The organism is Acidocella sp. MX-AZ03 (genome assembly GCF_027626035.1).
Taxonomy (GTDB): Bacteria; Pseudomonadota; Alphaproteobacteria; order Acetobacterales; family Acetobacteraceae; genus Acidocella; species Acidocella facilis.
Window position 1 is genome coordinate 2,749,533 of sequence record NZ_CP110774.1, and the last position, 21,199, is coordinate 2,770,731.

Here is a 21,199-nt window from a genome sequence, read left to right on the forward strand (position 1 = left end):
TGAGCGTCCTTTCTTACTTTTCCGCCAGATAATCATGCAGCACCTTGCCATAGGGCAAGGTCAAGTCGGCGCAGAGATGGGTACCGTAAAGGATCTTTTTCACCGGCAAATCCGCCAGCCGGCAATTCGCATGCGGCACCAGATGCAGCCGCGCATCGCCCGAATAAGCGAATTTCAGGTCGATATCCTCGAGATGATAGCCGACAAGCTGCGCGATCTTGGCGCTGCCATCCACATCCGGGATCCATTTCAGATTGATATTGAGTTTCTTCATGCCTTCGACCACTTTCGCGTGGTCAAGCGGCTTGGTCTTGTATGTCATCGTTCCCAGGGCAACGCGCTCATTGTCATATTTCAGCGTGCCGGTGAGGGTCTCATGGATCGTCTTCAGCTCGGGAATGCCGTATTTTTTCGGAAAGCCCCAGATCTCGCGGCCGCCGGTGGTGGGGCTTTCATCGTCAAGGTACATCATGACGGAGTAATTGCAGGGAATGCCGTTATAAAGTGCGGCAATGCCACAGCCGCTTTCCTCGTAATCACCAAAGCCGGTGGAATCCGGCATCTTCATCCATTCAAAATAGACGTCATTGCCATCCGGCACCAAAGGCTCCGGCAGCAGGCCCCGCAACATGTCGGGATCGGTTTCATAATGGATGAGGAGATATTCCCGGTTATAAAACCGGAAGGGCCCTTTGGGATAGCTGGGCGAGGCCAATGGCATCGAGGTAGCGTTGAGAATTTCGTCTCTCGTCATGCAAACCCTCCAAAGAAGTGACGTTTATGTAGACCGGCCGCCTGTGATTGCACATGACGTTTCTGTCACCATGTCATGAACGGGATCGTGACACACCGACCTCTCAACGCAAGCGAACAAACACAGAACAAGCGGCTGTCTTCATCGACGCCAGCAAAGCAGACCACGTTCAAGCGCGCCTTACCAGATGGAAATGTCATAGAACTGCAACGCAATGCCCGTCGCCATTGTCACAATGTTCAATTATTGCGAGGCGAGGCTTGGGGTTGCTCTCCCACGCTGACCGAAACGCTGGGCTGACGAGAAGAGCCTGAACAAAAGGAACGCGAACGTGAAGATGATGAACCTCCTCCGCGCCGGCGCCGCCGCGCTGGCCATTACCGCCGCCGTTGGCGCTGTGCAGGCGAAGGCCGACACCACCTCCGTGCCGCTGGTCGAGACGGGCTCCAGCCTGCTCTACCCGCTGTTCAACCTGTGGGTTCCGGCTTACACCGCCAGCCACCCGGGCGCTGACATCACCACCACCTCCACCGGTTCCGGCGCTGGCATCGCGCAGTCCCTCAAGGGCCTGGTGAATATCGGTGCGTCCGACGCCTATCTGTCTGACTCCATGGTCAAGGCGCACTCGAACATGCTGAGCATCCCGCTCGCCATCGCGTCGCAGGCCATCAACTATAACCTGCCCGGCATCACCAACCTGAAGCTGTCCGGCCCGATCCTGGCTGGCATTTACACCGGCAAGATCACCAAGTGGAACGACCCGGCGATCGCCGCGGCGAACCCGGGCGTGACCCTGCCGGACCACGTGATCATCCCCATCCACCGTCTGGACGGTTCGGGCGACACCTTCATCTTCACCCAGTACCTCTCTGACTCCGACGCCAGCTGGGGTTCCACCGTCAAGTTCGGCACCTCCGTGTCCTGGCCGGCGGTCGCCGGTGGCCTGGGCGCCAACGGCAACCCGGGCATGGTCGCCGCCGCCAAGGCGAACCCGTACTCCATCGCCTATATCGGCGTCTCCTTCGCCGACCAGGTTGCGCAGGCCGGCCTCGGCCAGGCCGAGCTGCTGAACAAGGCCGGCAACTACGTGCTGCCGACCGAAGCGACCATCTCCGCCGCCGCTGACAGCTTCGCCAACAGCACCCCGGCCGATGAGCGCGTCTCCATGATCTTCGCGCCGGGCGCGCAGGCCTACCCGATCGTGAATTACGAGTATGCGATCATCAACACCCACCAGGCTTCCGGCGCCGTCGCCAAGGCGGTCCGCGAATTCCTGACCTGGGCGATCACCGATGGCAACAGCATGAGCTTCCTGAAGAAGGTGCATTTCATGCCGCTGCCGCCGGCTGTTGTTGAGCTCTCCAAGGCTCAGATCGCGAAGATCAAGTAACGCCTTTCGCCCCCTTCCGGCTCTGGCCGGGAGGGGGTTTTCGCGTCAAAGGGTGATCCATGAAACTCCGCCCCTTCCGCCTTGCCGTGCTTGGCCTCAGCCTCCTGATCCCCGCCGCGCTCTGCGCGGTTGTTTTGTTTCTGGTGATCTATTCCGGGCAGGCCATTTTCTTCAACGGGCTGCATTTCCTGACCCAGATCAGCTGGAATCTCGGGGATATGTACAGCGATCCAGTCACGGTACGCGGCGTGCAGGTTCCATCCGGCGCCAATTACGGCATTCTGGTCTTCATTGTCGGCACGTTGGCCTCTTCGGCTATTGCCATTCTCATCGCCGTGCCGCTGGCCATGGGGGCTGCCATCTTCCTGGCGGAAGTGGTCTCACCCAAGATCCGGCCAATCCTCTCCATGCTGGTCGAGCTGATCGCGGTCGTCCCCTCCGTGGTGTTCGGGCTGTGGGGCATCGCGGTGCTGGTGCCGCTCATCGGCCATTATCTGGCGCCGAATGGCAGCGGCTATGGGCTGCTCGCCGCCTCCATCGTGCTGGCGCTGATGATCACGCCAATCATCGCCTCCACCCTGCTGGACGCGCTGCTGCAAGTGCCCAGGGAAAATCGCGAATCCGCCTTCGCACTGGGCGCCACCCATTTCGAGGTGGTGACCAAGGCGATGATGCCGATGGTCCGCACCACGTTGATCGGCGGCATCGTGCTGGCGCTGGGCCGCGCTCTGGGTGAAACCATGGCGGTGCTGATGGTCTCCGGCGGCGGCCTGAACATCCTGCCGACCTCGCTGTTCTCGCCCATCTCCACCATCGCCTCCTTCGTCGCCGGCCAGCTGGACAGCGCACAGACGGATTCCACCAACATGTCGGTCCGGGCGCTCTCTGAAATCGCCCTGGTGCTGTTCTTCATCACGCTGGGCGTGAATGCCTGCGCCAAACTTCTTTCGACGGGAGCCCTCCGTGTCCGCAAGCGCGCTTAAATCCCCCCGCTCGGCGCACGAGCTGCGCCGGATCATCACCAGCCAGATCGGCTGGGTTCTCTGCGGCATCGGGCTGCTACTGGTGATCGCCCCGCTGCTCGATATCGTCGGCGTCGTCGCCTGGCGCGGCCTCTCGGCCTTTTCGTGGCATCTCTTCACCGAGAACACCACCGGGCCGAATGGCGGCCTGCTCAATGCCATCGAAGGCACGTTGCTGATCACCCTGTTCGCCATGCTGATCGCCATCCCGCTGGGCGTGGGGGCGGGGATCCATCTCTCGGAATACGGCAAGAACCGGCTGGGCAGCGTCATCCGCTTCATGTCGGACACGCTGACCGGCACGCCCTCGATCGTGCTGGGCTATTTCTCCTACATCGTGATGATCATTGGCTTCGGCTGGGGCTTCTCGCTGATCGCCGCGGCGATCACGCTCGCCATCCTGATCGTGCCTTATCTGGCCCGCATCACCGAGCTTTCGCTGCAGCAGGTGCCCAACACCATGCGCGAGGCCGCCTATGCGCTGGGGGCCAAGGATTCCACCGTGGTGTTCAAGGTGGTGCTGCCGGCGGCGGCCTCCGGCGTCATCACCGGCGCGCTGCTGGCGCTGGCAATCTCGGTCGGCGAGACGGCCCCGCTGATCTACACCGCCGGCTGGTCCAACTATGGCTGGAGCGGCCATTTCACCCATTCGCCGGTCGGCTATCTGACCTACGTGATCTGGACCTTCATCGACCAGCCGGACGCGAAATCCCACGCCCTCGCTTTCGCGGCGGCATTTCTGGTGATGATGGTGGTGCTGGCGATCAATATCGGGGTGCGCCTCACCGTGCGCCGGACCAAATTCAACTGAGCCACTGAGGCGCGGACACAAAAAAAGGCCCCTCCCGGCATCGCGGGAGGGGCCTTTTTTATCGGACGCTTTACTTGGACGCGGCGGCTAGGCTGGCGGAAATCGCGGCCTCGGCGGCAGCGCGGTCGGCGAAGCCGGTGACCTTCACCCACTTGCCCTTTTCCAGATCCTTATAATGCTCGAAGAAATGCTTGATCACGTCGCGGGTGATGGCGGGCAGATCAGACAGCTCCTTCACATCGGTGTAGAGCGGGTGCACCTTGTCATGCGGCACGCAGACGATCTTCTCGTCCTTGCCGGACTCGTCTTCCATCTCCAGCATGCCGATCGGCCGGCAGCGGATCACCGCGCCGGGCACCACGGCGGTGGGCAGCAACACCAGCGCGTCGGCCGGGTCGCCGTCATCGGCCAGGGTGCCGGGGATGAAGCCATAAGCGGCCGGATAGGTCATCGGGGTGAACACCACGCGGTCCACCACCAGGGCGCCGCTGTCTTTGTCCACCTCATATTTCACGCCGGACCCGGCCGGAATCTCGATCACCACGTTGATATCGTGCGGCACATCCTTGCCGGGCGACAGCTTGCTCACATCCATTGCCAGAACTCCCTGATAGAAGGCGGCTGGGATATAGCTTGCTGCGGCGCAACTGGCCAGATTGCGGCATTTTGCCACGTTCACGGTTGACGGGGCGGCAACGCCACTTAAAAGCGGCAGCGGATGCGCTGGTAGCTCAATGGTTAGAGCGGACCGCTCATAACGGTTTGGTTGGGGTTCGAGTCCCTCCCGGCGCACCAGACATAAAAAAGGCGGCGCCTCGCGGCGCCGCCTTTTTTGCGATTTCGGAGGTTAGCGCAAAGCCGCGCAGAAGCGCTGGATGCGGGTGCAGGCTTCCACCAGCGCCTCGGTCGAGGTGGCGTAGGAAATGCGGAAATGCCCGGGGTAGACGAAGGCCGAGCCATGCACGGCGGCCACACCTTCTTCATCCAGCAGCGCAATCACGAAATCCTCGTCGGTTTCGATCTTCTTGCCCTTGGGGTGGTCTTGCCGATGCAGCCTTGCATGGAAGGGAACACGTAGAACGCGCCTTCCGGCTTCTGGCAGTTCAGCCCCGGCGCCTGGTTCAGCATCTCGACCACGAGATCGCGGCGGGTCTGATAGACCTTCACCATCTCATGCAGCGCCTCTTCCGGCCCTTCCAGCGCCGCCACCGCAGCCGCCTGGCTGATGGAGGAGGTGTTGGAGGTGGACTGGCTCTGCAGCTTGTCCATCGCCTTGATCAGCTGCACCGGCGCACCGCAGAAGCCGATACGCCAGCCGGTCATCGCGTAGGCCTTGGAGCAGCCATTCATGGTGATGGTGCGCTCCTTCAGCTTCGGCTCGACCTCGACGATGGTCGCCGGCTTGAAGCCGTCATAGGTCAGCTTCTCATAGATGTCGTCGGTGAACACCCAGATATTCGGGTGCTTCAGCAGCACATCGCAGATCGGGCGCAGATCCGCGGCGGAATAGGCCGCACCGGTCGGGTTGCTGGGGGAGTTCAGGAACACCCATTTGGTCTTCGGCGTGATCGCCGCTTCCAGATCCTCGGCGCGCATCTTGAAGCCGTTATTCGGCGAGCAGGAGACAAACACCGGGCTGCCCTCGGCCAGCTGCACGATATCGGGGTAGGAGACCCAGCACGGGGTCGGGATGATCACCTCATCGCCCGCCTGCACGGTGGCCAGCATGGCGTTGAAGATCACTTGCTTGCCGCCGGTGGAGACGATGATCTCTTCCGGCTTGTAGTCGATGCCGCTGTCACGCTTGAACTTCGCCGCCACCGCCTTGCGCAGCGCCGGGGTGCCGGCGACATCGGTATAGCGGGTTTCACCCTCGTTGATCGCCTTGATCGCCGCCTGCTTGATATGGTCCGGGGTATCGAAATCCGGCTCACCGGCGGAGAGGCTGATAATGTCCCGGCCCTCCGCCTTCAGCGCGCGCGCCTTGGTGGTGATGGCGATGGTCTGGCTCGGGCTGATGCGGTTCAGCCGGTCGGCGATCAGGGTCATAAATCTCTATCTCGAAGAAGTTTGAAGCCGGCGAAACTCCTAAACCTCCACTGCCATCGGCGCAAACCTCTTTTGCCGCAAAACTGCCACGCTTTTTCGCGAAACATTTGTTTATAGGGCGAAATCGTGGCCGATCCGGAAGGATCTCGTCACGAGCCTCACCTATCGCGCCAGCCAAGAGACTATGGCGTGTTTCTTTTCAGGAGAATCAAAAATGACCGTCACCAAATTCGCCAAGCTGCTCCCCGCCGTCGGTCTCGCCTGCGCCATGGCGCTGCCCGCGATGGCGCAGACCGCCCCGGCCAATTCCGGCACCATGGCGCCGATGTCCCCGAATACTATGAGCCACTCCGCCTCGCCGATGGCGAAGGCTGCCAAGGAGAAAACCAAGGCCGGCGGCCTGCCGGCTGACCAGAAATTCTCCACCGCCAGCGCCGCCGCAGCGCATTGCCCGAACAGCACCGTGGAATGGACCGCGCTGAGCCACAGCAAGAGCTACCATGCCAGCTCCTCCAAGCTGTATGGCAAGACCAAGCACGGCGCCTATGCCTGCAAGTCCGATCTGGACGCCGCCGGTTTCCACCAGGCCAAGAACTGAGCTAAAAAACGGGGCGGCAAACACCGCCCCGTTTTTTTGAAAGGAACTCGCCTTGGCCGAAACCAACTATGTCACCCTCCCTTCCGGCGTGAAGTATGAGGACCATGTCGTCGGTACGGGTGAAACCCCGAAGCAGGGCCAGATGGTGACCGTGCATTACACCGGCTGGCTGGATGAGAACGGCGCCAAGGGCCGCAAGTTCGATTCCTCGCGCGACCGCGGGCAGCCCTTTACCTTCAAGCTGGGTGTCGGCCAGGTGATTTCGGGTTGGGATCTGGGGGTGGCCACCATGCAGGCGGGCGGCCAGCGCACCCTGCTGCTGCTGCCGGAGCACGGCTATGGCCAGCGCGGCGCCGGCTCGGTGATTCCGCCGGGCGCGACCCTGATTTTCGATGTCGAGCTGATCAGCTTCAAGTAATCGCTAGAGCAATATGTGTTGAGGTTGACGCACCAGCGTCAAGATAAACACATGAAATTGCCCGCCAAAACATAAATAGAGCGAACGGGTGTCACCCATCTCGCTCTATTCGCCCTTTTTATTCAGCGTGCCGGCAACAGAATGGCCGGCGCGCTCCGCCGGCGCCGGCCGATACGGCGGCGATCCCGGGCGGCCCGCACCATCGTCTCGAAAGACAGCCGCACCGCCTCGCTATCCCCGGTCCGCCGCTCCAGAGCCCGCAGACAGAAATGCACTTTCGCCATGCTCTGATAATAATCAGTGAAGCTGTAATTCAGCAGCCCGCCGGTGACTGCTCCGGCCACGGGCACGAGCTGCGCCATCAGCTTCTCAGACAAAATCAGCCCAAACCGCCCCGCCGCGCTGCGGATCAGCAGATTGATCGTGAGATGGCTCACCCCAAGCCGCGCCGCCCAATAGCCGCTCTCCGCCGCTTCCCCCATCTCGCTCGGGCTGCCGAAGGCGAGAACCTCAAGGCAGGCGCGCCGGGTCTCCTCGGACGCCAGATCCTCGCCGGAATCCCGCGCCACCTCGGCGATGGAGCGCAGAATGGTGGCGGTAGTGAAAGGAATATCGACAAACGCGCCCGGCAGCCCGGCAAAGCCTGAAACAACGCCGCTCATCGTTGTCGCCGCCCGGTGCAGCCTGTTCTTGCGCGGCGCCTTGGGGCGAATGAAATGCGGCGCGGCATCCAGCCCGAACGTCGCGTAGCTGTAGCTGCTCCACAGCACGTCTTCCACGGTATCCTGGATTTTGCCGGAAAGCCCGGCCCATGTGTCGCCGCCAAATCTGGCGCCAACCTGCGAAATGGCGGCCTGCACGCCCTCAACCTGCCGGCCGAACAGAGCGGTGAGCCTGACCAGCAGCCCCCTGGAATCAGCCATCAGCACGGCCGCTTCCCAAAGCTGCCAGCGCTCGGATTCGGTCAAAAAGCCGGTCTCATCGACCAGGCTCTGGGGCAGGGGGGTAAAACGATCATGGCCAGACTGAGATGCGCTCAGCCTGGCCGTGACTCAAGAGATTTTAAGGAAATTTCACTCCGCGGCGGCGGCGGAAACACCCTTCACAGCCTGCACGATCTCGGCGAAGGACGCCGGATCATCGAACGCAATGGCGGACAGCACCTTGCGGTCCAGCTCCAGCCCAGCCTGCTTCAGGCCGTAGATGAACTGGCTGTAGGTCAGCCCATGCTCACGCACGGCAGCGTTGATACGCTGGATCCAGAGCGAGCGGAATTCGCGCTTTTTGACGCGACGGTCGCGATACGCATAGCGCAGGGCCTTTTCCAGGCGCTCCATCGCAATGCGATAATTGGTGGAAGACCGGCCAACATAGCCCTTGGAAAGCTCCAGGACCTTCTTGTGGCGGGCATGGGTGGTCACACCGCGTTTCACACGTGCCATTTTCTATCTCCTCCTTACAGACCGTACGGTGCCCACTGCTTCACGGTCAGGCCGTCAGCGTGGGTCAGGGTCTGGCTGCCGCGGTTCTGGCGCTTGGCCTTCTGAGAACGGGCATAGAGGTTGTGGCGCTTCTTGCCCGGGCCGGCCAGAACCTTGCCCGTGGCGGTGATCTTGAAGCGCTTCTTGACCGCGGATTTGGTCTTCAGCTTCGGCATTTCAGTCTCCTGATCGCATAACCCGCGCCTTGCGGCCCGGGGTCCCGGAAATCGGGGCGGCGGCCAGGCATGCCTAAAGGCCCGGACACGCGCGCTTCAACGCGAGACAAGACTGAAAAGCCGAGCAGTCGCGCCACTCCGCCTTGGGCCTGCCCACGGTGAAGGCGCGCCTATAAAGCCAGTAACGCCCCGTGACAAGAGGCACAAAGCAGCGCAGAGTCGCATAATGCCAGCAAAACCGCCGGATGAAGAGAGCCTGTACGAAGCGGCGATGAACCATATAGCCCGCTACGCGGCCACGGAAGCCGGCCTGACCCGCGTGCTCTCCCGTCGCATCGACCGCTGGGGGCAGAAACGGGCCCTTGAACAAGGCGCTGATGAAGCTGAACTCGCGCAGCTTTCGCGGCTGGCAAAAGCGGCGATCCCGGGCGTACTGGCGCGGCTCAAGGCGCTGGGCGCGCTGGACGACAGCGCCTTCGCCGCTTCCCGCGCCAGGCGGCTGACCCGCGCCGGCAAATCCAGGCGCGCGACCCTGGCGCATCTTGCCGCCAAAGGGGTGAACCAGCCTGATCTGCCGGACGACCCCGACCGCGAACTCGCCGCCGCCTGCGCCTTTCTGCGCCGCCGCCGCGGCGGCGCCTTCGGCGAGGCGCCCCGTGACAAGCTTCTCGCCGCCATGGCCCGTGGCGGCTTCACCCAGGCAACCGCCCGCCAGGCGCTGTCCCTTCCGCGCGACGAAGCGGAGCAGCTGATCAAGTCCTTGGAAAATCTGCCTTAGACAATATATGCTCAGCCTCTGTATCGGCGGCAGACGCATACCTCATCCCGGCAGTTTGAGGCCGGCCCAGAGCGGACTCACACGTGGGTCGAACGACGCCGCCCCGCGTGGCGCCAACCTGGATTGCTGAAAGAAATACTCATCCAGCGCATCGGCCAGCTCCAAACCACCCATCCATGCCGGACTCCGTACCCGCGAAAACGTTGCGGCCTCCGACCCCGAGCGACCCAAGCCGGGCGGTGACAACGCCCCTTGCATCTCATCCGCGCTCATCAGCAGGGCCGCCTCGTCCGGCATCGGCTCAAACCCGTTCCCCGGCGCGCTCGTCATCCCGCCGTCAGACCCGCTGAAATGCTGACGCCGCCGCCCGCGCGGCACCGGCGCCATGGGCCGGCCTAGGGCAGGTCGGGGTTCAATAATCGATACCCTGCCCTCAAAGGCCGGCCCAGCGCGGCGCCTGGACATAAGAGGCCGGGCACCAGCCGGGCGCCAGATCGCATAGCGCGGCACCGGCCAGGATCGGACCGCCGCCCCCCCAACGCCCCTGCGCAACCAACCCGGCAACGCGCTGCCCCGCCTCTGCGCCGCCACCGGCTGACGCCTTCCAGACCTCACCATGCCAGCCATCCCCAACGCCCTCGGCCAGCCGACAGGTGCAGAGGCCCGCACAGCCAGCGAGGCGAACTCCATCTCGCGGCGCCGGTTCGGCCGGCGCCCCCGGCCCGCGGGGCGGCGCACAGGCGCAAAACCGCCCGGCCTTTGCACGCCGACCCGCAGAGCCAGACGATGCAAAGGCCCGCCTGCCTCCCTGGCCTTGGGACGGGCACCACGCAACGCCGCCCTGAACCCCGCCAGCTTGTCGCGCTGCACCTCTGTCATGCTCAAGCGCTCCCCCCATCAGCCTCAGAGCGCGAAAACCGCCTTCAGCTCGGCCAGAATGGTCTGCAACAGGCTCAGCCCGGCAACAGCCTTCTGCGCGCTGGCGGAAGGCAAGGCAGCCAGGGCCGGCGCCGCCGCCGAGGCCAAAGCCGTCACCGCATCCTGCGCCGTCGCCAACGCCGAGGCATGGGCGGATTGATCCGCCACCACCGCATTCACCACCGCACCCGCCGCCGCCGCACCGGCCGCAACTTCATTGCCCACCACACCGCCAATGGCCTCGCCCGCCACGGAGGCCACCGCCAACCCCGCATTGATCCGCGTCGTATCGCTCATCGCCAACTCTCCTGTCTGAGACTCACTTCAAGATTTCATGCGCCAGGGCGCCAACATCGGACGCCACCGCCGCCACCTTCGTCACATCGCCCGATTGCAGCAGTGTCTTCACATCGCTCACCGCCTGCTCAAGCTGCACCGTGGTAACACTCGTCTCCGGTTCGACGATTTTCAAAAACCCCACCACCAGCCCCAGAATATCCACGGCCGGGAGCTGCTGATGCAGCACGCCCCACTGGATCAACGCCGTGATCGCCGTGCCCAGCCAGATCGCCAGCCCGGTCCGGTTCTGCGGCGATTGCAGAAAATGTTTCACACTCATGCCGATCTCCTTCACCCCCCAACAATCCGGGCAAGCTGCAGAATGCGCCTCGCCCATCCCAGGCCGAACACGCTCCAGCCCGGCAATTTCGCGTAATAATCAAGCCGCCTCACCAACGCCTCCAGCGCCAATGTGCCGGCATGTCCGCTCGTTAAAACCTGCAGGCTGCGCGGCCCCAGAATGCCATCACCCGGCACCCCTGCAGCCTGCTGCAAAAACACGATGGATCGGCGCACCCCCGCATTCACCGCGGCATCGAACGCCACCATCGCCAACGGCAACGCCAACGCATCACCCTGGATTTTTTCAAAATAATCCCGCCGGTAAATCGCCTCGATCTGCGGCTGCGTCAGAGTTTCGATATCCAGATCCGGATAGGCTGCGGCACTGATCCCGCATTTCGTCCCGCGCAACAGGCCCATGCCCACGGCACCCCCGGTCCAGTTTCCAGGATCAGCCGCATTCGTGGAATATCCGCCTTCCGCCTGCAAGGTGAAGGCAATACAGCTGGCAAAATTATCCATGAAACAAACTCGTTGCCAAACCACCACAAACAGCGGAGAGCAGGCTGACGATCATCAGGCTCAGCCGCCGCTCCACATCCCGCTCGCCGCGAATCCGCGCGAGGTCCGCGCGCATATCGCCGAGTCCGCCGATCAGTTCGTCGACTTTCGAAAAGATCTTCGCCACCACCAGGTCCTCCTGCGCCAGATAACGGACCCGCCAAGTCTCCAGCGATTCCGCCTTGGCTTCGAGGATCCGCAGATCCTGCTTCACGGCGCCGATATCATTTCTGATCCCCGCGACATCGGCGCGCAGCGCCGCCCCCAAATCCTGATCCATTCCTGATCCTTTTCAGGCCAGCACATCAGACAAGATGATCGGATATGTCGTCGCCTGCAGCGGCATGTTGATGGCCCAGCCCGACCCCAGATCGTTCGCGATGTTCCAGTTTGCCGGCGCAGCGCGCAGCGCGCTGTTATCCGTCACCGCATCGCCCCGGCCGATCTGCGTGCTGCCATAAGGGTAGAAAAACAGCACGGCGGCGGAGGGATTGCTGATAGCCTGCGCCAATGTCACCGCAATATGCGTCGCATCCACCCGCGCCGCCGCCACGGCGGTGATGATCGTCCCAGGACTGGCAACGGAGCCGCCATCCATCACCGCAAACCCCGCACCATTCAACGCCTGCAAGGGAACGATCAGATCATCCCCGGAATCATGCGTCACCGTGAGGATCAATTCGGTGTTGGACGCGCGATAGACATGCGAAATCTGCGGCCCGCCTTTCGCTGGCAGGCCGGCGGCGGGCAGGGTGCTGGCCGGAATCGAATCACTCCAGCCCGACGCAATCGCCAGCCGCCCCGCGGCATGCGCGCCCACCCGGCCATATCGCAGCAGATCCACCTCGTCGCGATGCTCCGGATCGCCACCGGTAAACATCCCCGTGGTCGCGTCATAGGTGGAATTCAGCGGATTCGAATCCGCCGTCTGCGCCGCGAAGATGGTGATGTTATTCGCGGCCACGCTTGCGAGATCCTCGATCGCTTCGCGCACCATCTGCACACCGCCCGCCGTCTCGTAAGGAATCGCGTTCCAGGCCAGCAAGGGCAATTGCACGGCCGTGCGCCCCAGCAAGGCCCGCGTCAGCGCCAGCAGCCGCAGCACGGTGGCTTTGTACAGCGCCTTGTTCGCATACGGCATCGTGCTGTCCTGCTCGCTCCAGGGCCAAAGCAGGAAGGTGATGTCCGCCTCATCCACGCTGGATACAAGTGCCGAACCGCCAGTGAGATAAGCGCTCAACGCGGCAAAATCCGGCCCACCGCTCCAGGTCGATGGATCCGATCCATCGCCCGGATTGGTCAGGAAGGTGCCGCTCCCCGTCCCTGGCGGAAACAGCGGCGGCGAGGAGTTCGAGATCGGATGGCCCGAGATCACCGAATAGCGCGCCGGTGAGAGATAGGTCCCGGAGATCTCCGCCGTATACGCATAAGAAGCGGCCCCCAGATACCAGGCCACACCTTGCGCCAACGCCAACGGCGCGCCGGCATTGATGAACCAGGCGGCGTTGGACTGGCCCATCACCAACAGATTGACCCCCCGCCGCGCGCCCAGCACCCAACGCCCCTGGGCGGCGATCAATGTCTGCATATCGGTGCTGGACAAAGCCCGCTCCCAGCACGCCGCCTCATGAAACCAGCATTGCGCGCTGCCTTGGATGGTCGCGTCATGCAGCCACAAAAGCTGCGCCTTGGCGCTGGCGGGCAGCGGGTTGGCAACGGCGCTGGCCACCTGCACCCCATCCAGCCACACATCCACCCCCACACCGGGGGTATTGCGCAGGATCACCGCATGGGTGTGGCGCCGCGCCAGGTTTGCGGTCAGCACCGTCGGGCTCGCCGCCGTCGGAAACAGGGTCAGATTGCTGCCCTGCGAACTATCCGCCTGCAAAATCGTGACGCCCGCGCCACTCAGCGTATGGATCAGCGGGATCGGCGACTGGTCGACATAATATGTCCCTTGCCGCCAGTTCGGCCGCGTCCAGACGAGATAGCGCGTCCAGGCCTGCCCGGCACCGAATTCCAGTCCAGGATGCGACAGCCCCCAATCCGGATCCAGGCTCGGCCCGTAATGCACGATGCTGGCATCCGGCGCGCCCACCGCGCCCAGAAACCCGTTCACCCGCGGCACCGCCAGCGTCGCCACCGGCGCGGTGTCGGCGCTGACATGGTAGGGTGTCAGCGCCATGCCGGCACCGGACTTATCCTGAAGGCTGCCCACCACGCTGTTGCTGCCGCCAACCGGATTGCCGCTGCCATCCAGCAGGCTACCCAGCAAACCCGCATCCCACCAGCCGGACAAACCGCTGATGGCGCTGGGGTAGGGGCCCGCGAACAAACCCGCCGGCACCGCCCCGGCAGGCAACGCACCGATCAGCACCCGCTTTCCCGAGCCCGACATCAAAGGCGAGCCGGGCTGGTTGAACAACATCACCATCGGCTCAGCTCACCGTCACGGTAAAGCTGCTCACCGCCGTCGCGGCGCCGGCCGTGGTCTGCACCCACACATAATAGGCGCCGGCCGTGGCCGGGCTGGTGTAGTAGATGGCCCAAAGCGTATTGGAATCGATCACCGACGCGGCCTGCCAGCCGCTCGTCGGCGCCGTGCTGTTCGAGGTGGACAGCGCCACCTGCACCGAAACCGCCTGCGCCGGCGAAATCGCGCCATTCAGCCCGATCGTCCCAGAGCCATGCGTATAGCTACCGCCCGGATTATTGAACCCGAAACTCACCGCCGCGGCTTCTGTCACGGCAATGGCGGAGGACACCGCCGTCAGCCCGCTGCTCGGATCCTGCGCCCAGGCATAATAGGTGCCCACGGCACCCGACGTCAGCGCGCCGGAGATCACCCCGGCATTGTTCGCCGCCGCCACCCAGCCGCTGGTCGGCGCCGTGCTGTTGCTGGTGGTGAGCTGGATATTCACCGCATCCCCAACCGGCGTCACGGCGCCGGACACGTTGAGCGCGCTCCCCGCCGTCCCGCTAACCGGCGCTGAAATCGTCAGGCTCGCCTGGGTCACGCTCACCGCGCCGGAGACCACCTGAACCGCCGTATCGGCCGTCTGCTGCGCCCAAACATAGAAACTCCCCGCCGCACCCGGCGTCAGGCTGGCGCTCCAGCCCGTGCCGCTGACGGTCGCACTGCTCCAGCTGGTCGGCGCCGTGGTCGCGGAACTGGACAAACCAACCCGCACCGCCGTCCCGCCCGGCGAAACCGTACCGGCAATGTTGAGCGCCGCGTTGATCTGCCCGGTCGTTGGCATGGTGGTGAAGGCAATCGTCGGCGCCGCCACGGTAAAGCTGTTGGACACACCAACGACGCTTTGGTTGCCGCGGTCGCGCACCTGCACCGTGTAGGTTCCCGCGGCCAGGCCCGGCAGCGTGAAGCTGTAGGCATTGGCGGAAATCACCGGGCTCGGCGCGGCGCTCCAGCTGCTGCCGCCATTCGTCGAATAATCCAGCGCCGTCACGGCATCGTTGAAAATCCCGCCACCGACCACGAAGGCCGTATTCACCGCCGGCGCGCTGATCGCCCCCACCGTGATGGTCGGCGTGTTGGACACAATGCCGCTCCACCAGACGGTCGAGCCCCCCGAATAGCTGATGCCGACAAGCTGGGTGGAGGCGCCCGGCGGCAACACCGTGCCACCCGTGCCGGAACTGATCCCCGTGCCCATCGTCACCGCGCCGGCGGAGAGATTGATCAGCGTGCAGGCAAACCCCGCCCCCGTATTCGCGAAATTCGCGGTCAGGGTCAGCGGGGCGCTGGCCACCAGCACGCGCTGATTATGCACGGTCGAATCCAGCACGGTGTTCACCGCCAGCTCCACCACGCCGGACTGCACGCTGGGCAGCTTGCCCTGCACATAGGTCCAGATCGAGCCAAAGCTCTGCACGCTCAGCGTATTGCTGCCCTGGGCCACCAGCAGCTCATCGCCATCGGCGACCGGGGCGGCGGCGGGCAATTCATCCACCGTCTGCCCCGCCAGCAGCTGACCATACGGGATCCACGCCAGCGCGCCATTCTGCCAGAGCGGCAGATAATCGGCGCTGCTCACACTGCTGGTGGCGGTCCCGACCGCCGGCCCCTGCAGCCCGGCCCCGGCAGCCCCGGTCGGCCCGGCCGGACCAGCGGGACCAACCGGGCCAGCAGGCCCCACCGGCCCGGCCGGCCCCGCGATGGCGCTCACATTCACCGAAATCACACCGCTGGCGGTGATGGACACATTCTGTCCGGCACTGAACAGCCCGGTCAGCGCGCTCACCGGCAACAGCCCCGGCCCTGCGGCGGTATTGATCACCAGCTCGTCGCTCAGCGCCAGCGCCGCCTGCACCGGATAGCTTGCATGGTCGGCGCCATTCGCGGCCAGCACGCTCCCGGAGAGGGCCAACCCCGTCCCCAACGTCACCGCTTCCGGCGTGCCCGTGCCCAGACTGACCCGCCCCAGCAACGCCCCGGACGAAACCTCGATCAGCGGCTGCAGGCTCGCCGTCACCTGCGCCACGGTCGCCGAATAAACCGAGCCATTCTGCGAAATCGGCAGCAGATCGCCGGCCCCGACGGTTGCCGCCGAGGGGAGTTGCGCAATCGTTGTCATGAAAACGACCTTGTGATTTGGCCCTTATCCAGGCCGTGAAGGCTCAGGCGACAGCGACCCAGTTGCCGCTCCCGGTGCCGGATTGCTTGACCCAGAAGGTGCTGCCGACGCCGCCATTGAGGTTGCGGAAGGTCGAGCCCGCCGGGGCGGAGACCACATTCAGCGGCGATCCCCGGCCGATCAGCTCCACCGCTCCGGTCGGTTCCGTGTCCGAGATGAGCCGCACCATACCGCTCCCGGCCGGATGCAGGGAAATATCCCCGGCACGGGATTTCAGCGCGACGCTGCCATCGCCGTTGGGCGAGACATAGTCGCTCTGGCTGAACCGCGCCGCCCGCCACCCATTTGCCCCCATGCCGACCCAATCGACACTGGCCCCCGCCGGCACGGTCATCGTCGTCCCCGTCCAGTTGTTCAAAGGCTGGCTGGCGCCGGGCGCGAAACTCACCGCCGCCAGGCAATCCACCGTCAGCTCGCGGTCCTGCCAGCTCGGCAACCCCACCTGCACACTCACCGTCGCCCCGCTGCCGTCGCCGGAAATCGTGGCGGTGGTGCCGCTGCCATAGCCGCTGCCGAAGGCCGACATCTGAATGCCGATCACCTTGCCGCCGCTCAGCCAAACACGCGCCGCCGCCCCGGTGCCGGTGCCGGAAATCGTCACCGTCGCGGTCGTGTATCCCGCCCCCGGCGCGGTAACCTTGATGAAAGTCACCGTCCCCGCCGCCAGCGCGCCTTGCGCGGTCAGGATCTGCGCCACCGGCGCGCTGGCCTGGGAGATGCTCACCGCATCCGCCAGATCCGGCACGGTCAGCGTATAAACCCCATTCACGCTCGCCGGATTCACCGGCCAGCGCGTGGTGAAATTCACCACATTGCGGCGCAGGATGATCGAATCCGTATAGGCCGACAGCGCCGTGGTCAGATTGCCCCGGCATTGACCATGATGACATTATCCTCGACCCGGATATTCTGCGCCGCATCCCGGATCAAAATCCCGGTGACGCTGCCACTGTAATTGATCCAGTTCCCGCAGATCGACAGCTCCGTACAGGCCAGGCCGAAATTATCCCCCGAACCGTCGGATTCCACATTCTGCACGGCAACGCCGGCACCGGTGCAGTCCTGAATGAAATTCGACCGCGCGGTGCAATATTGCCCGCCGCCGATATTCAATCCCATCCAGGCGCCATTGATGTAATTGCTGCAAACCTCGGTATAGATCGACCCGCCGCAATCGATCCCGAAGGCGGTGGCGCCGGTGATCATGTTGCCCGAAATTTTGCAATAGCCGGTATCGCAGAGAATCCCGCCCCGAACCCAACCGCCGTGCTGTTATTGGCACACAGATTGCCCGAGACGAGAATATTCCGGCCGGACACATAGATTCCGTAGATGCCGTTTTCATAACAATTATTGCCGGTGATCACCGCGCCCAGAATGTCCGGATTGGCATTGCCGTACAGGAAAGGCTGGGTGAACACATTATTCGCGACAAAATTGCCCACCAGGATGCCAATGGCATTGTCCCAGCAGCTATTGCCGACAATCTGCAAGGCGCGAACCTTCAGCACAAATGCCGGATCATGGCTGTCCGCACAGATCCCGTTATTTTTGTTGCCGTATGCGCGGGAATTGGTAACGCTGATGCCATCGGTCGCGAAAATCATCAGCCCGTTATTGGCATTGCCGGTGAACTCGCAATCATCGACATGGTGCCCCACCAGCGTCGGGTCGCTGGCCAGATAGGTAAGGCCATTGCCGTTATTGGGCCCCTGCGCATTCTGAAAACTGCAACGCGTGATCAAAGAGCGCGTACAACCCGGCTGCACCGCCACCGCCAGCGTATCGGCGGTGATCGACGCATTCGCATCGAACACCACACCATCCGCATAGAAATTCGTCGCCGCGATGTTCAGCCAGGTCGCGGTGCTGGCACTGCCGGTCTTCGATTGCGCAGGCCGCTTCAAAATCGAAAGCCCCGCGCTGCCCACCAGGCAGCATGTGGCGCCGGTAATGTCGGTCTCCCCGGCAATCGCATAGGTTTTCGCGCCCAGCCGCACCGGAAGGCCGCTGGCAATCGCCGCCAGCAACGCCGCGCTGTCGTCAGTCACCCCGTCGCCGACCGCGCCATAATCCTCGATCGACACGGCATTCCCAGCCAGCGCCGCAATCGTTCGCGCCACGCTGCCCCGGCCGCCGTCGCCGTCAGCCCGCCCGCCGGCAGGCCGGGTACATTCGCCATGCCGGCCAGGAAATTGGCATAGGAGACCGCCTGGTTGGCACCCGCCTGCCCAGCGCCACCAGATCGCTGGCCCCCGGCACGGTTCCGCTCGGCAGCCCGGCAATCACGAAGGGCGCCGCCGTGGCCGACAAAGTGCTGCCCGAAAGCGCCAGATTGGCGCCGATGGTGATCGGCTGAGGGGCGGCCGTACCCGGCCCCACCCCGCCCAGCAGCGTATTCTGCGGCAGGCTCAACGCCGCCTGCGTCCCTGCCAGCATCTGCGCGCGCGTCGCCGACAAGGTCTGGTTATTCTGGAAGATCGCAACCTGCGCGCTGTCGGAAACCGAAGCCGCAAGCGGCAACTGGCCAATCGTGGTCATATGCAGTCCTCTCTCAAAGGGTGGTGAGCGGCGTGCCGGTCGGGTCGGTCAGCGGCTGGCCGCCGGCCGTTGTCAGCGCATCCGCCGGTGCCGGGATGCTGGCCAGCGCCACCACCGGCAAAGCCAGGCTGCGCGCCAGGCTGCGCCCGCCGGTGGTGCCGGCCGTCACCGTCACCGTATAAATCGTCCCCGCCACGCCCGCGCTCAGCCACAGCACGACACGCGGCCCATCCGCCGCCGCCGAAACCAGCGTCAGATCACCCGGATTCTGCGGGCTCACCGTCACGCTCAGCGTGCTGATCGAATCACAGGGATTACCGCTCAGGGCCGGTGCCAGATCGAACACATAATCCAGCGTGTCGCCCGGGTCTTTCTGCGGCCACACCAAAGGCTGCGGCGGCGGAATTTGCGGGCCGCGCGGTGTGGCGACAAACCCGTCAATCTGCAGATAGCGCGCATTGGAGGGCCGCCAGAGCTGCGTTGCCTGTGTGCTCATCTCCAGCTCCTCAATATTCCACGATCACGATGCCCGCCCCGCCGGCGCCGCCGGGCGAGCCCACCGGGCTGCCGCCCGGCGAACAGCCGCCACCACCACCGCCGCCGCCATAGCCCGGCGCCGCAACACCGGAGAGCGGCCCGCTGGCACCGCGCCCATTGCCAGGGCCGCCGCCATCGCCACCCCGGCAGGCGACGACGATGGAATCCGTCCCCACCGCGCCCGCCATATTCACCTGCCCGCCAAAGCCCTGCCCGCCGGCGCCGCCGGCATTGGCGAAATTCGCGGCAGTCCCGCCATTGCCGCCGGTGCCGCCGCCCGCGGAGATGAAACCGCCGAAATTCGAAGCGCCGCCGCTGCCGCCATTGCCATACGCACCAGGTGCCGCCCCCCAGCCCCGACCGTCACCGGAATCGCCTGGCCCGGCGTCAGCCCGGAAATGATCCCCGTCACCTGCGCCCCGGCGCCACCGCCGCCACTGGGCATGGTGCTGTGATAGCCGCCCGCCCCACCGCCGCCGATCGCGCTCACCTTCACCACGCTCACCCCGTTCGGCACCACAAACGTGCCAGACCCGGTAAAGACCTGCTGATTGGCGAACCCCGGCCGCAAAGCGGGCAATTTGTAGGATAGAAACGGCGCCTGCGGCAGCAGCGCGATGCTCGCCGCCGTCACCGCAATCTGCCCGTAATTCACCGTCACCACATAAAGCCCCACCCAGCCGGCATCCACCGCCGGCGTGGCTTGCGTGCCAGACGAAGCCGCCGCCCCCGGCTTCACCTGCAGCTGCACGCGCTGCACCCGCATCGTATTCTGCGCGGTGCCGGAATTGGCCGGGCCGGAATAAGGCTGGGTCGGGTTGGCGGCGTTCACATAGGGCAGCACCACCGGGTCGGCATCGCTCTCCGCGAACGCCGCCTCGATCAGATAATTGATCGATTGCCCGGAGGAATTCGGCGCCGCCAGCGGGAAACTCGTCGCCTGCAGATTGATCCCGGTTTTGACGATCTGATCGGTCAGATCCGCCGCCAGGGACCCGTAGGAGGTGGCATCCACGCTGGAGAGCTGGGTGATGCTGCCCGCCCCACCACCACCGCGAGCGAGGCCGGGACGGTCGGCGTGCAGGCCAGCCCATCCACCACCGTGCCGGTGCCCAGCGTCGCGGCGCTCAGCGCCGCCAGGCCCACCATGGCATTGCGATTGGTGGAGAGAATATCACTATCGAGCGGAATACTGCCGGGATAGACGATGTTGCGATCCATGAATGAGCCTTCAGTTGGTGAGCCGCGTCCAGGCAATGCTGGATGTCGGAATGAAGCCGGCGATCGTCTGATAAATCTCCGCGTCGCTGACATTGCCGGCCAGCTCAGCCGCGGAACTATACGCCATCGGCGCCACGCCATAGCCGCCGGGGCCGATGCCGTAGCCGCCAGCATGGCTGGCCGGCAGGGCGTTCGGCCGGTAGGCGGTCAACAGAAACTGGTAGGGCATCGCCAGGCTGCCATAGCCGCCCGCGCTGTTGTAACCGGCATTGAGATTATAGCCGCCGGTGTCACCCGGGTTACGCGGCTCAAAAATCACTGGCGTACGCCCGGTCAGCACCGTCAATGCCGTGCTCAGCGCGGCCCTGGTCGCGCGCGGCGCCAGCAGCGCTGCGCGCAGCCGGGTGCTGAACGCCGCATCCGCCTCACCCGGCCGGCGCGGCAGGGCCGCACCCAGATAATCCTGCCCCGCGATGTCCAGAAACACCCCGCTCGCGGTGGCGATGCGCAGCTGTGCGCGCGCCTGCTGCAAAAGCGTGTAGATATTCGCCCAGCCTTGCCCCAGCCCGTTCAGCAGCGCGGCGAGATTGGGCGCCTCATCGGCAAACCAGCCGGTCGGCAGCAGCTGCGCAAGACGGGCGGCCATATCGGACACATCGCCGATCATC

The 21,199-nt window shown here is 64.4% G+C and carries 27 protein-coding genes, 1 tRNA gene and 1 pseudogene; 7 read left to right on the forward strand and 22 right to left on the reverse strand.

Annotation, left to right across the window (positions count from 1 at the left end; genetic code table 11):
* Window positions 1-13: 13 nt before the first annotated feature.
* Entirely contained in the window at window positions 14-754 is a 741-nt protein-coding gene (locus tag GT370_RS15205) for an acetoacetate decarboxylase (RefSeq protein ID WP_039885352.1), read from the reverse strand.
* A gap of 337 nt (window positions 755-1,091) precedes the next feature.
* Between GT370_RS15205 and pstS the strand changes: the two genes are divergently transcribed.
* From pstS to pstA, 3 genes are read left to right on the forward strand one after another with little or no spacing between them, the layout of a single operon-like run.
* Entirely contained in the window at window positions 1,092-2,144 is a 1,053-nt protein-coding gene (pstS, locus tag GT370_RS15210; protein WP_008494697.1) for a phosphate ABC transporter substrate-binding protein PstS, read from the forward strand.
* 59 nt (window positions 2,145-2,203) lie between these two features.
* Window positions 2,204-3,127 carry a phosphate ABC transporter permease subunit PstC gene (pstC, locus tag GT370_RS15215; protein ID WP_008494698.1) on the forward strand — a complete coding sequence of 308 codons (924 nt, stop codon included), beginning with the start codon at window positions 2,204-2,206 and terminating at the stop codon, window positions 3,125-3,127.
* On the forward strand, window positions 3,108-3,977 hold the full coding sequence (pstA, locus tag GT370_RS15220; RefSeq protein ID WP_008494699.1) for a phosphate ABC transporter permease PstA: 870 nt from the start codon (window positions 3,108-3,110) through the stop codon (window positions 3,975-3,977). Before pstC ends, pstA begins: the two co-directional genes overlap by 20 nt.
* A 70-nt stretch (window positions 3,978-4,047) precedes the next feature.
* On the opposite strand, the gene ppa is transcribed toward pstA, so the two are convergent.
* Complete coding sequence (ppa, locus tag GT370_RS15225) at window positions 4,048-4,572, reverse strand: inorganic diphosphatase (RefSeq protein WP_008494700.1); 525 nt, start codon at window positions 4,570-4,572, stop codon at window positions 4,048-4,050.
* 125 nt (window positions 4,573-4,697) lie between these two features.
* Here ppa and GT370_RS15230 point away from each other — a divergent pair.
* Window positions 4,698-4,772: transfer RNA gene (locus tag GT370_RS15230), tRNA-Ile, on the forward strand.
* A gap of 52 nt (window positions 4,773-4,824) precedes the next feature.
* On the opposite strand, the pseudogene GT370_RS15235 reads toward GT370_RS15230, so the two are convergent.
* Window positions 4,825-6,026, reverse strand: a pseudogene (locus tag GT370_RS15235) (pyridoxal phosphate-dependent aminotransferase).
* Window positions 6,027-6,240: 214 nt separating this feature from the next.
* On the opposite strand from GT370_RS15235, the gene GT370_RS15240 reads away from it, so the two are divergent.
* Together GT370_RS15240 and GT370_RS15245 are read left to right on the forward strand one after the other, a co-directional pair.
* Window positions 6,241-6,624: a hypothetical protein gene (locus GT370_RS15240; protein WP_008494702.1), complete on the forward strand. Its 384-nt coding sequence runs from the start codon at window positions 6,241-6,243 to the stop codon at window positions 6,622-6,624.
* A 52-nt stretch (window positions 6,625-6,676) separates the two neighbouring features.
* The gene (locus tag GT370_RS15245) at window positions 6,677-7,042 is read left to right on the forward strand and encodes an FKBP-type peptidyl-prolyl cis-trans isomerase (RefSeq protein ID WP_008494704.1); all 366 of its coding nucleotides are present in this window, start codon (window positions 6,677-6,679) and stop codon (window positions 7,040-7,042) included.
* 122 nt (window positions 7,043-7,164) lie between these two features.
* On the opposite strand, the gene GT370_RS15250 is transcribed toward GT370_RS15245, so the two are convergent.
* The 3 genes from GT370_RS15250 to rpmI all read right to left on the reverse strand — a co-directional run bounded on the left by GT370_RS15250 (window position 7,165) and on the right by rpmI (window position 8,699).
* Entirely contained in the window at window positions 7,165-7,965 is an 801-nt protein-coding gene (locus GT370_RS15250) for an EcsC family protein (protein WP_270183334.1), read from the reverse strand.
* A gap of 150 nt (window positions 7,966-8,115) precedes the next feature.
* Complete coding sequence (gene rplT / locus GT370_RS15255; RefSeq protein WP_008494706.1) at window positions 8,116-8,484, reverse strand: 50S ribosomal protein L20; 369 nt, start codon at window positions 8,482-8,484, stop codon at window positions 8,116-8,118.
* A 14-nt stretch (window positions 8,485-8,498) separates the two neighbouring features.
* Complete coding sequence (rpmI, locus tag GT370_RS15260) at window positions 8,499-8,699, reverse strand: 50S ribosomal protein L35 (protein WP_008494707.1); 201 nt, start codon at window positions 8,697-8,699, stop codon at window positions 8,499-8,501.
* Window positions 8,700-8,925: 226 nt separating this feature from the next.
* On the opposite strand from rpmI, the gene GT370_RS15265 reads away from it, so the two are divergent.
* Window positions 8,926-9,477: a regulatory protein RecX gene (locus GT370_RS15265; RefSeq protein ID WP_039885355.1), complete on the forward strand. Its 552-nt coding sequence runs from the start codon at window positions 8,926-8,928 to the stop codon at window positions 9,475-9,477.
* Window positions 9,478-9,519: 42 nt separating this feature from the next.
* On the opposite strand, the gene GT370_RS15270 is transcribed toward GT370_RS15265, so the two are convergent.
* The 16 genes from GT370_RS15270 to GT370_RS15345 all read right to left on the reverse strand — a co-directional run bounded on the left by GT370_RS15270 (window position 9,520) and on the right by GT370_RS15345 (window position 21,198).
* Entirely contained in the window at window positions 9,520-9,807 is a 288-nt protein-coding gene (locus GT370_RS15270; RefSeq protein ID WP_008494709.1) for a hypothetical protein, read from the reverse strand.
* A 573-nt stretch (window positions 9,808-10,380) separates the two neighbouring features.
* Entirely contained in the window at window positions 10,381-10,692 is a 312-nt protein-coding gene (locus GT370_RS15275; RefSeq protein WP_008494711.1) for a hypothetical protein, read from the reverse strand.
* A gap of 22 nt (window positions 10,693-10,714) precedes the next feature.
* Window positions 10,715-11,014 carry a hypothetical protein gene (locus GT370_RS15280; RefSeq protein ID WP_008494712.1) on the reverse strand — a complete coding sequence of 100 codons (300 nt, stop codon included), beginning with the start codon at window positions 11,012-11,014 and terminating at the stop codon, window positions 10,715-10,717.
* A gap of 11 nt (window positions 11,015-11,025) precedes the next feature.
* Complete coding sequence (locus GT370_RS15285) at window positions 11,026-11,538, reverse strand: glycoside hydrolase family 108 protein (protein ID WP_008494713.1); 513 nt, start codon at window positions 11,536-11,538, stop codon at window positions 11,026-11,028.
* On the reverse strand, window positions 11,531-11,857 hold the full coding sequence (locus tag GT370_RS15290) for a hypothetical protein (RefSeq protein ID WP_008494714.1): 327 nt from the start codon (window positions 11,855-11,857) through the stop codon (window positions 11,531-11,533). The genes GT370_RS15285 and GT370_RS15290 overlap by 8 nt, the downstream gene beginning before the upstream one ends.
* A gap of 12 nt (window positions 11,858-11,869) precedes the next feature.
* The gene (locus GT370_RS15295; RefSeq protein ID WP_008494715.1) at window positions 11,870-14,011 is read right to left on the reverse strand and encodes a hypothetical protein; all 2,142 of its coding nucleotides are present in this window, start codon (window positions 14,009-14,011) and stop codon (window positions 11,870-11,872) included.
* Between the two features lie 4 nt (window positions 14,012-14,015).
* Complete coding sequence (locus GT370_RS15300) at window positions 14,016-16,172, reverse strand: beta strand repeat-containing protein (RefSeq protein ID WP_270183335.1); 2,157 nt, start codon at window positions 16,170-16,172, stop codon at window positions 14,016-14,018.
* Between the two features lie 43 nt (window positions 16,173-16,215).
* Window positions 16,216-17,043, reverse strand: a complete 828-nt coding sequence (locus GT370_RS15305; RefSeq protein ID WP_270183336.1) for a hypothetical protein — start codon at window positions 17,041-17,043, stop codon at window positions 16,216-16,218.
* Window positions 17,044-17,090: 47 nt separating this feature from the next.
* Window positions 17,091-17,438, reverse strand: a complete 348-nt coding sequence (locus GT370_RS15310) for a right-handed parallel beta-helix repeat-containing protein (RefSeq protein ID WP_270183337.1) — start codon at window positions 17,436-17,438, stop codon at window positions 17,091-17,093.
* On the reverse strand, window positions 17,435-18,355 hold the full coding sequence (locus GT370_RS15315; protein WP_270183338.1) for a right-handed parallel beta-helix repeat-containing protein: 921 nt from the start codon (window positions 18,353-18,355) through the stop codon (window positions 17,435-17,437). Before GT370_RS15315 ends, GT370_RS15310 begins: the two co-directional genes overlap by 4 nt.
* 22 nt (window positions 18,356-18,377) lie before the next feature.
* Window positions 18,378-18,773, reverse strand: a complete 396-nt coding sequence (locus tag GT370_RS15320; RefSeq protein WP_270183339.1) for a hypothetical protein — start codon at window positions 18,771-18,773, stop codon at window positions 18,378-18,380.
* Window positions 18,774-18,786: 13 nt separating this feature from the next.
* On the reverse strand, window positions 18,787-19,269 hold the full coding sequence (locus tag GT370_RS15325; RefSeq protein ID WP_270183340.1) for a phage fiber-tail adaptor protein: 483 nt from the start codon (window positions 19,267-19,269) through the stop codon (window positions 18,787-18,789).
* Between the two features lie 10 nt (window positions 19,270-19,279).
* A complete protein-coding gene (locus tag GT370_RS15330) occupies window positions 19,280-19,504 on the reverse strand; it encodes a hypothetical protein (RefSeq protein ID WP_270183341.1) in 225 nt (74 codons plus the stop codon).
* A complete protein-coding gene (locus GT370_RS15335) occupies window positions 19,501-20,325 on the reverse strand; it encodes a glycine-rich domain-containing protein (protein ID WP_270183342.1) in 825 nt (274 codons plus the stop codon). Before GT370_RS15335 ends, GT370_RS15330 begins: the two co-directional genes overlap by 4 nt.
* A complete protein-coding gene (locus tag GT370_RS15340) occupies window positions 20,286-20,531 on the reverse strand; it encodes a hypothetical protein (protein WP_270183343.1) in 246 nt (81 codons plus the stop codon). The genes GT370_RS15335 and GT370_RS15340 overlap by 40 nt, the downstream gene beginning before the upstream one ends.
* A 10-nt stretch (window positions 20,532-20,541) precedes the next feature.
* Window positions 20,542-21,198: a hypothetical protein gene (locus GT370_RS15345; RefSeq protein ID WP_008494722.1), complete on the reverse strand. Its 657-nt coding sequence runs from the start codon at window positions 21,196-21,198 to the stop codon at window positions 20,542-20,544.
* Window position 21,199 lies beyond the last annotated feature (1 nt).